The sequence below is a fragment of the Candidatus Binatia bacterium genome (genome assembly GCA_036382395.1).
In the GTDB taxonomy this organism is placed as follows: domain Bacteria; phylum Desulfobacterota; class Binatia; order HRBIN30; family HRBIN30; genus JAGDMS01.
This window is the reverse complement of record DASVHW010000339.1, coordinates 1-9081: the sequence shown is the minus strand read 5'-3', so window position 1 is coordinate 9081 and position 9081 is coordinate 1. Positions and strand designations below refer to the sequence as shown.

The following is a 9081-nucleotide window of genomic DNA, read 5'->3' as shown; positions in this document are numbered from 1 at the left end:
CGATCCGCTATACCGTGGAAGTCTCGGCCACCGCCGACACCGAGGTTATGATCCCGGTGTTCAGCGGTGCTCTTGGTGATTTCACTATCAGTGATTTTGGGGAGTTGCCCACGCGCAAAGAGAACGGTCGAATCATCACGGCCCGCTGGTACACGCTGACCATCTTCGCCACGGGAGACCACCTGGTACCGGCACCGAAGGTGCGCTACCGCACCCCAGGCGAGGATCTGCGTGACGCCGAAGGCAACGAGGTTCTGGTCGGCGTCACCAGTTTGCTGACGCAAGAGAAGGACGTCACCGACATCCGCGACATCAAGCCGCCGGAGGAGGTGCCGTTCGACTGGCGGCCCTACGGCCTTGGTGCCGCCGCCGTCCTCGCCGTGGGGTTGCTCGGCGCGGGGCTCTTCTACGTCCTCAATCGCCCGCGACGGCGGCGCCTGCTACCCCCGCCGCCGCCGCACGAGGTGGCGCTGACAGCGCTCAACAAGCTGCGCACGCGGCACCTCATCGAAGCAGGGAAGTCCGAGGAGTACTACGTTCAGCTCTCCGCCATCGTGCGACGCTACCTGGAAGACCGCTTCCGCTTGCGCGCGCCGGAGATGACCACCGAAGAGTTTCTGACCACCGTGCCCGGGGACGGCCGGCTCGCCCCGCCGCATCGGCGGCTACTCGCAGACTTCTTGTCGCAGGCGGATCTGGTCAAGTTTGCCCGGCACTTGCCGACGCCGCAGGACAGCGAAGGCGCGTACACGGCGGCGCGACGTTTCGTCGAAGAAACACAACCCGCAGCCGCACGCCAGCCCTCGGAGGGACCACGTGCGGCTGCATGATCCGTGGGCGCTGGCCCTGATCGTCCTCGTACCGCTGCTGTTCTGGTTGCAGCGGCGCAGGCAGCGTGACGCAGCCATCCGTTTTCCGACCCTCAGCGTGGTGCGCGCCATCCCGCACACCGGCGTCCGGCGCTGGCGCTGGCTGCTGCACGCGCTGCGAGGCCTGGCGCTGGTACTACTGGTCGTGGCGCTGGCGCGGCCACAAAAGGGCAAGGCGGAAAGCGCCTACCATGGGCAAGGCATCGACATCATGCTGGCCGTCGACATCTCGGGCAGCATGCTCTCGGAAGACTTCACCCTGGACGGACACCGTGCCAGTCGGCTCGACGTCGTCAAGTCGGTGGTGAAAGACTTCGTCGCCGGACGCGCCGGTGATCGCATCGGCCTGGCCCTGTTCAGCGCCCGCCCTTACACGCAATGTCCTCTGACGTTGGACCACGGCTGGCTTTTGCAGAATCTCGCGCGTGCCAAGATCGGCATGATCGAGGACGGCACGGCTATCGGCTCCGCGCTCGCCACCGCCGCTGGACGGCTGGAACATTCCGACGCCAAGAGTAAAGTCATCATTTTGCTCACCGACGGCCAGAACAATGCGGGCAAGATTTCCCCAGCAACCGCGGCGGACGCGGTCAAGGCGCTGGGCATCAAGGTGTACACCATCGGCGCCGGCACCCGCGGCCTCGCGCCCTACCCGACGCGCGATCTCTTCGGCAACAAGGTGTACCAACCCATCAAGGTCGACATCGACGAGGACACCTTGAAGCGGATCGCGCAGAAGACCAACGGCGCCTACTTCCGCGCCACCGATACGGCGAGCCTCCAGCAGATCTACGGCGAGATCAACCGCCTGGAGAAGACCACGTTCAGCGCGCCGCGCTATCTGGACTACTACGAACTGTATCCCTGGCTGGTCATTCCGGCGCTGGTACTCCTGGGTGCTGAGGTCGGCCTGGGCCACACCCGCTTGCGGAAGCTTCCGTGATGGACTGGCGCGCGCCCAATCTGCTCTGGCTTCTCGCGCTGCTTCCCGCGACCCTGGTCTTTTTTGTCTGGGCACTGCGCCGGCGGCGCACCGCGCTGGAGCGCTTCGCCGAAGCGCGCTTGCTGCTGGCCCTGGCCCCCGATCTCGACGAGCGCCGCCAGCGGTGGCGCGCCGCCATGCTTCTGGCGGCGCTGGCCCTGTTGGTGGTGGCACTGGCCGGTCCCAAGTGGGGCTTTCACTGGGAGGAGGTCCACCGCGAAGGGATCGACATCATCGTGGCGCTCGACACCTCGCGCAGCATGCTGGCCGAGGACGTGAAACCGAACCGCCTGGCGCGCGCCAAGCTGGCGGTGCAGGATCTCGTCAAACAACTGCATGGCGACCGCATCGGCCTGGTCGCGTTCGCAGGCAGCGCGTTTGTCCAGTGCCCGCTCACGCTCGACTACGAAGCTTTCGCGGAGAGCCTGCGCGCCGTCGACATTGGCATCATTCCGAAGGGTGGAACGGCACTGGCCGAAGCGATCACCACAGGGATCGAAGCCTTCGAAGGGCATCAGGGCAAGCATGAAGCGTTCATCCTCATCACCGATGGCGAAGATCACGAAGGGCAGATCGACGAGGCCGCCAAGCAGGCGGCGGACAAGGGCATCAAGATCTACACAGTCGGCATCGGCACACCGGACGGTGATCTCATCCGCATCACCGTCGATGGCCAGCAGAGCTTTCTGAAGGACCGCCGCGGCCAGGTAGTGAAGTCGCACCTCGACGATGAATCCTTGAAGAAGGTGGCCACGACCACGAGCGGCGCCTACGTACACGCCGAGGGTCCGAGTCTCGGCCTCGACGTCGTCTACAATGACTACATCGGCAGAATGGAAAAGCGCGAGCTGAAGAGCACCATGGAGCGGCGCTTCGAGGAGCGCTTCCAGATCCCGCTGCTGCTGGCGGTGCTCCTGCTCGCCCTCGAGCCGCTGGTCGGTGAACGGCGGCGGCGCATCGGTGCCGCCACACGCCGACGCTGGTTGGCTTGGCGCAGGAGCGTGGCATGAAGGGCATGGAGCGCGGCCACTTCGCGACCGCTGCGCAGCGTTCCTTTCGGTTCCAGACGCTGAGGCTGCTGGTGGCCACCACCTGCTGCCTTGCCTGGCTCAACCCGACCCGCGACCGCATTGCCGACGGAAATCACTTGTTCAAACAAGGCAAGTTCGACGAGGCCATCAGCAAATACGGAGAGGCGCTGGTCGATGATCCCGACTCACCGCTCTTGAATTTCAACATGGGGGACGCCAACTACAAGGCCGGCAAGTACGCCGAGGCCATGGCGTCCTACTCGCGTGTTCGCGGTGGCGATGACGATTCCAAACGCACGGCCGGAACTGCGTACAATGCCGCCAACGCCCAATACCGGCTGGGCGCCGCCGCCGAAGCCGAGAAACCCCAGGACGCACTCACCGCGTACGCTGGCGCGCTGGCTGCGTACCGACGCGCCCTCGGCGCCGATCCCAGCGACCAGGATACCAAGTTCAACTACGAGTTCGTCAGCAAGAAGATCGAAGACCTGAAGAAGAAGCTCGAGGAGCAGAAACAGCAGCAGCAACAAGACCAGAAGGACCAGGCCGATCAACAAAAGGATCAACAGCAACCAGAGCAACCGGATCAGAAAGACCAGAACCAGCAGGACAAAGAGCAACAAAAGTCGGACGAACGGAAAAAGGAGCAGGAGCAGCAGCAGGAGCAAGCCGCACAGAACAAATCCGACGAGCAGAAGAAGGCAGAGCAGCAACAGGCCGCCTCGCCAGAAGCAGCCGGCGGCCAGAAGCAGGATCAGATGTCGCCGCAGGAGGCCGCCGCGCTGATCGACACCGCCAAGAACGACGAGCTACAACCCGACGAGTTCGCGCGCCAGGTTCAAGGCGCCACCGTCGCCGAGCCGGCACAGGATTGGTGATGACCGGGGCAGGGTTCGGAAGTTCCGGGGTTCAAGGGTTCGAGGAAAGGCCTCTTCGGCACCTTGGATTCCTTGTGTGCGCCCTCGCCTTCGTACTCGTCTTCCTCAGCCGCCCCGCGCACGCCGACCTCTCCATCCGCGCCAACGTCAGCCCGCAACGTGCCCAAGTGGGCGAGCCGCTGACGCTCTCCATCGACATCAGCGGGGCGCAGAACGTTTCCGCCCCCGCCGTGATCATCGACGGCTTTGATGTTCAGTACGTCGGACCCTCGACACAGATTTCCATCGTCAACGGCGCCGTGAATTCATCTGTGCAGCATCGCTACTCGCTGATGCCGCTCCGCCCGGGACGCTTCACGCTGGGCCCATTCAAGGTGGACTACCAGGGGAAGAGCTATCAAACCGCCAGTTTCAGTGTAGAGGTTGCCGCGACCGGCCAGCCGCAGGCACAAACCCACCCCGGCGGGACGCAACCCGGAGCGGTGAACTCGCGGACGTTACGGCTCGAATTGTCTCTCCCCCAACAGCAGGCGTACCTCCACCAGCGTCTGCCGCTCGACCTCACGTTGTACGTCGGCCCGCTCCGGGTGGCAGATGTGCAGTATCCCAGCCTTGCGGCTGACGGCCTGTCCCTGGACAAGTTCCCCGAGCCCAGCCAGCGCCAGCAGGTGATCGACGGCGAGACGTACCAAGTGGTGCACTTCCAGACGACGGTCGTCCCACTGCGCACCGGCTCCCTGACCATCGGCCCGGCAAGCTTGCAATTGAGCCTGCTCAGCCGCCGTCGCGATGGCTTATCCAACGACCCCTTCTTCCAGCACTTCTTTCAGGACGATCCGTTCTCGACCCAGCGCCGGCCGCTCGAACTGCATTCCGACCCGGTCACGCTGAACGTGCTGCCGTTGCCGGAGGAGGGAAAGCCGGCGGGGTTTTCGGGTGCCGTTGGGAGCTTCACGCTGCAGGTGTCGGCCGCCCCCACGGAGCTGACCGCGGGCGATCCGGTTACACTGAGGATGACGCTGAACGGCAGCGGCAATCTTGCCGACGCCGGCGCACCCGAGCTGGCGAACACTGACGGCTTCCGCACGTACGAAACGCACGGCAGCAAGCCCGCGGATGGCGGCGCCGGCAGCACCGCCATCGCCAAGTCGTTCGAGCAGGTGCTGATCCCGAATGACGCCGGCGCACGCATCATTCCTCCCGTCCGTTTCAGCTACTTCGACCCGCAGGCTCATCGCTATGAGACCGTACAGAGCCAGCCGATCGCTCTGGTGGTTCACCCGCCACGCAACGCACCACGCTCCGAGGTGTTTGCCGGTGGCGTAGCGCCGCGTGTGGGCCAGGAAGAAAAGCTCGGTCGCGACATCGTGTACATCAAGGACGACCCGGGCGGCTTGTCGCCGCGCTCCGCCCCCTGGTACGGCAACCTCGCCTTCCTGCTCTGGCAGCCCATGCCGCTCCTGCTGTTCGGCGCGGCCGTCTGGTACGACCGTCGCCGCCAGCGCTTGAGTGGTGACGTGCGTTACGCGCGCTTCAGCCGCGCCGGCAAGCAAGCACGCCATGGCTTCGCGCTCGCCGAGAAGGCGTTGGCCAGCGGCCAGCCGGCCGCCTTCTACGATGCGGTGTCGCGGACCATGCAGGAGTATCTCGCTGCCAAGCTCGACCTGCCGCCGGGCGCCATCGACGCCGATGCGGTCGCGCGCCGTGACGTTGCGGAAGACTGCGCCCAGCGCATTTCCGAACTCTTCATCATCTGCGAGCAAGTGCGCTTCGCTCCCAGCTCGAGCAACGGCGACATGCGTGGCGCCCTGTCGCTGGCGCAAGATATCGTTCGCCGCCTCGAACGCCAGCGCGGCCTGGCCCCAACGGCAGCGGCGAGGACCGGCAACGGACGGCAATGAACAAGAGCCAGAGCCCCATCGCGCCATTCATCGCGCTTCTTCTGCTCACCCTCCCCTTCCTCTGGACAAACGGAGCGGCCGCGGCTGAGCCGGCGCCGTCCAGCCCGCAGACGACTTTCTACCACGCCAACGCCCTCTACAAGGACGGGCAGTACGAAGCGGCGGCGCAGGAGTACGAGCAACTTCTGCAAGCCGGCTTGGCGAGCGGCAACCTCTACTTCAACCTGGGCAACGCCTATTTCAAGGCCGGCGAGAAGGGCAACGCCATCCTCAATTATCAACGGGCGCACCGGTTCATCCCGGGCGACCCCGACCTGGCAGCCAACCTCGCGTACGCGCAGTCACTCACGGGAACGGAGGCGTGCGTGCCCGCACTGTGGCAAACGGTGGTGTTCCCGCTGGCGCACCGAATCGGCACCGGCCGGCTGGTATGGACGACGAGCGTGGTCTACACGCTTCTCCTGATCGCTCTGGCAACGTACCGTCTGTGGCCCAGCCGGCCGCGCTGGCTAGTCTATACGGCCACGACGCTCGCGCTCTTGGTTGTCGTGACGAGCACCTCGCTGGCGCAACGCCTGCTCACGGAAAAATGGCAGCGCCAAGCCGTCGTGGTCGGCAGCGGCGAGACGCCTACCCGCTTCGAGCCGGCGGAGAACGGCACCGTGCACTTCGTGCTCAAAGAGGGCTCTCTCGTTCGCGTGGTCGACAGGCGAGACAACTGGCTCGAGGTGGCTCGTTGCGATGGCCGCCGTGGCTGGATAGAAAAGAAGGCCCTCAAGGGACTCTGATTGACCCTGAAATCTCAAACCTGAAACCTCTAGCCCCGGAGTACGTCTTGCGAAAGATCCGAAACATCTTCGGCCTGCTGGCCCTGCTCCTGTGTGCGCCAAGCCTGTCGGGCGTCGCCAACGCAACCGGCGAAACGGACAATGTCTTGCGCGCCACGCTCGACAATGGCCTCCGCGTCATCATTGTGCGTGACACACTGGCGCCCGTCGTCGCCACGGTGATCAACTACCGCGCCGGTTCGAACGAAACGCCGGAAGGTTTACCCGGCATGGCGCACGCCGAGGAACACATGATGTTCCGCGGCAGTGCCGGCCTCTCAGCCAACCAACTGGCGAATATCAGCGCGGCCATGGGTGGCCAGTTCAACGCCGACACACAGCAGACCGTCACCCAGTACTTCTTCACCGTCCCCGCAGAAGACCTCGACGTCGCCTTGCAGATCGAGTCCCTCCGCATGCGAGGCATCCTCGCCGACGAAAAGCTTTGGGACAATGAACGAGGCGCCATCAACCAGGAGGTGGCGCAGGATCTCTCCAATCCGCAGTATGTTTTCTACACCAAGCTTCTCGAAGCCTTGTTCAAGGGGACACCCTACGCGCACGACGCGCTCGGCACGCGGCCGTCCTTCGACCAGACGACGGGGGCGATGTTGAAGCAGTTCCACGACACCTGGTACGCGCCGAACAACGCCATTCTGGTGATCGTGGGCGACGTGCAACCCGAAGAGGCGCTGGCCAAGGTCAAGGCGCTGTTCGGTGACCTGCCGGCCAAAGAGATTCCGGCGCGGCCCGAGGTGCGTCTCGAACCAGTGCAACCCGAGAGTCTCAACCTCGACACCGACCAGCCCCAAGGAATGGTGGTGCTCTCCTTCCGCATCCCTGGATCCGACGACCCGGACTCCGCCGCCATGCAGGTGCTGGCCGACGTGCTGAGCAGCCAGCGGGGCAACCTCTACGCTTTGGTGCCGGAGGGCAAGGCGCTGTTTGCGGGCTTCTCCGCCAACGCCTTCCCCAAAACAGGTGTGGGCTATGCCGCAGCCGGGTTTCCCGCGGGTGCTGACGCTCCGGCGTTGGTGCAGGAGTTGCGGAAGATTGTCGCCAACGAATTGAAGAACGGCGTGTCTGCGGATCTGGTTGAAGCCGCGAAGCGGCACGAACGGGCAGACGCCGAGCAACAGAAGAACTCGGTATCGGGCCTCGCGACGGCGTGGTCGGAGGCGGTGGCAGTGGAGGGGCGCGAATCCCCCGAAGACGACGTGCGGGCCATCGAGCGGGTTTCCGTCGACGATGTCAACCGAGTGGCACGAAAATACCTGGATCTGGACCACGCCATCGTCGCCATCCTGACGCCGCGACAGTCGGGCGTACCCACCTCTCCCAAGGGCTTCGGAGGCAAGGAATCCTTCGCGCCGCAGGAGACTCAACCGGTGGAGCTGCCGGATTGGGCGAAGAAGGCACTGGGGCGGCTGTCGGTCCCGGAGTCCACCGTGCATCCGCTGGTGACGACTTTGCGGAACGGGCTCAAGCTCATCGTGCAACCCGAATCCATCAGCGACACGGTGAGTGTGTACGGGCACGTCAGGCACAACGCCCTTCTGCAAGTGCCCAGAGGGAAAGAAGGCACCACCGAGGTACTGGGTCGGCTCTTCTCCCATGGGACCACATCGCTGGACCGGCTGGCGTTCCAGAAGGCTCTGGATGACATCGGTGCAAACGAGTCGGCAGGCACCCAGTTTTCGGTGCAGGTTTTGAGCGATCATTTCGAGCCCGCCGTGGAGCTGTTGGCCGACAACGAGCTGCATCCCGCGTTGCCCGAACACGCGTTCACCGTCATCCGCCCGCAGCTTGCCGCTTCCGTTGCGGGCCGCCTGAAGAGTCCGGGTTATCTGACGGGTCGGGCGCTGAGCGCAGCGTTGTTTCCGAAGAACGATCCAACGCTGCGCCAGGCAACGCCAGCGACCATATCCGCGCTGAAGATCCGGGACATCCGGAGCTACTACGAGAAGGTGCTTCGGCCCGATCTGACCACCATCGTCGTCATCGGGCACGTGACGCCGGAGCAGGCCCGAGTGGTGATCGAGAAGTACTTCGGCAACTGGAAGGCCAAGGGACCGAAGCCGAACACCACCCTCGCGGCTGTGCCGTTAAACAAACCGTCGACCGTCGCGGTACCGGACACCAGCCGGGTACAGGATAAAGTCACGTTGGGTGAGACGTTGGGACTCAACCGCTTCAGCCCCGACTACTACGCTCTGGAACTGGGGAACCATGTGCTGGGCGGGGCGTTCTACGCTACCCGGTTGTACCGCGACCTGCGCAAGGACACCGGCCTGGTGTACTCGGTCTCTTCCTCCTTCCATCTCGACGAAACGCGGGGGCTCTACATCGCGGGCTACGCCTGCGATCCGCCCAACGTCTCGAAGGCCCGCGCCATCATCGTGCGCAACCTGAAGTCCATGCAGGCAACGCCGGTCACCGAAGATGAGTTACGGCAAGCGCAGGCGCTGCTGCTGCGGGAGATTCCACTGTCCGAATCGAGCCAGGACAGCATCGCGCAGGGTCTCCTCTCGCGCGCCACGCTCGACCTGCCGTTGGACGAGCCCACACGCGCGGCGCAACGCTACGTCAAGCT

General features: G+C 64.6%; 7 protein-coding genes. All 7 read left to right on the top strand.

Features of this window, described 5'->3' with window-relative positions; all coding sequences use genetic code 11:
* A partial coding sequence (locus VF515_16305; protein ID HEX7409193.1) for a hypothetical protein occupies positions 1-830 on the top strand: 830 nt, incomplete at its 5' end.
* Positions 817-1812, top strand: coding sequence for a VWA domain-containing protein (locus VF515_16300; GenBank protein ID HEX7409192.1), 996 nt, complete (start codon positions 817-819; stop codon positions 1810-1812). The genes VF515_16305 and VF515_16300, both read left to right, overlap by 14 nt.
* On the top strand, positions 1812-2861 hold the full coding sequence (locus VF515_16295) for a VWA domain-containing protein (GenBank protein ID HEX7409191.1): 1050 nt from the start codon (positions 1812-1814) through the stop codon (positions 2859-2861). The genes VF515_16300 and VF515_16295 overlap by 1 nt, the downstream gene beginning before the upstream one ends.
* A complete protein-coding gene (locus VF515_16290) occupies positions 2858-3760 on the top strand; it encodes a tetratricopeptide repeat protein (GenBank protein ID HEX7409190.1) in 903 nt (300 codons plus the stop codon). The genes VF515_16295 and VF515_16290 overlap by 4 nt, the downstream gene beginning before the upstream one ends.
* Positions 3761-3834: 74 nt before the next feature.
* Positions 3835-5661 (top strand): BatD family protein, encoded by a 1827-nt coding sequence (locus VF515_16285; GenBank protein HEX7409189.1) that lies wholly within the window; start codon positions 3835-3837, stop codon positions 5659-5661.
* Entirely contained in the window at positions 5658-6449 is a 792-nt protein-coding gene (locus tag VF515_16280) for an SH3 domain-containing protein (GenBank protein HEX7409188.1), read from the top strand. Before VF515_16285 ends, VF515_16280 begins: the two co-directional genes overlap by 4 nt.
* Positions 6450-6496: 47 nt before the next feature.
* Positions 6497-9081, top strand: a 2585-nt coding sequence (locus VF515_16275) for a pitrilysin family protein (protein ID HEX7409187.1), incomplete at its 3' end; no start/stop codon positions are given.

What these genes read in the sequence shown, in the direction of transcription:
- VF515_16295 (HEX7409191.1), top strand. Translation starts at nt 1,812, where the DNA reads ATGGACTGGCGCGCGCCCAATCTGCTCTGGCTTCTCGCGCTGCTTCCC.
- VF515_16290 (HEX7409190.1), top strand. Translation starts at nt 2,858, where the DNA reads ATGAAGGGCATGGAGCGCGGCCACTTCGCGACCGCTGCGCAGCGTTCC.
- VF515_16280 (HEX7409188.1), top strand. Translation starts at nt 5,658, where the DNA reads ATGAACAAGAGCCAGAGCCCCATCGCGCCATTCATCGCGCTTCTTCTG.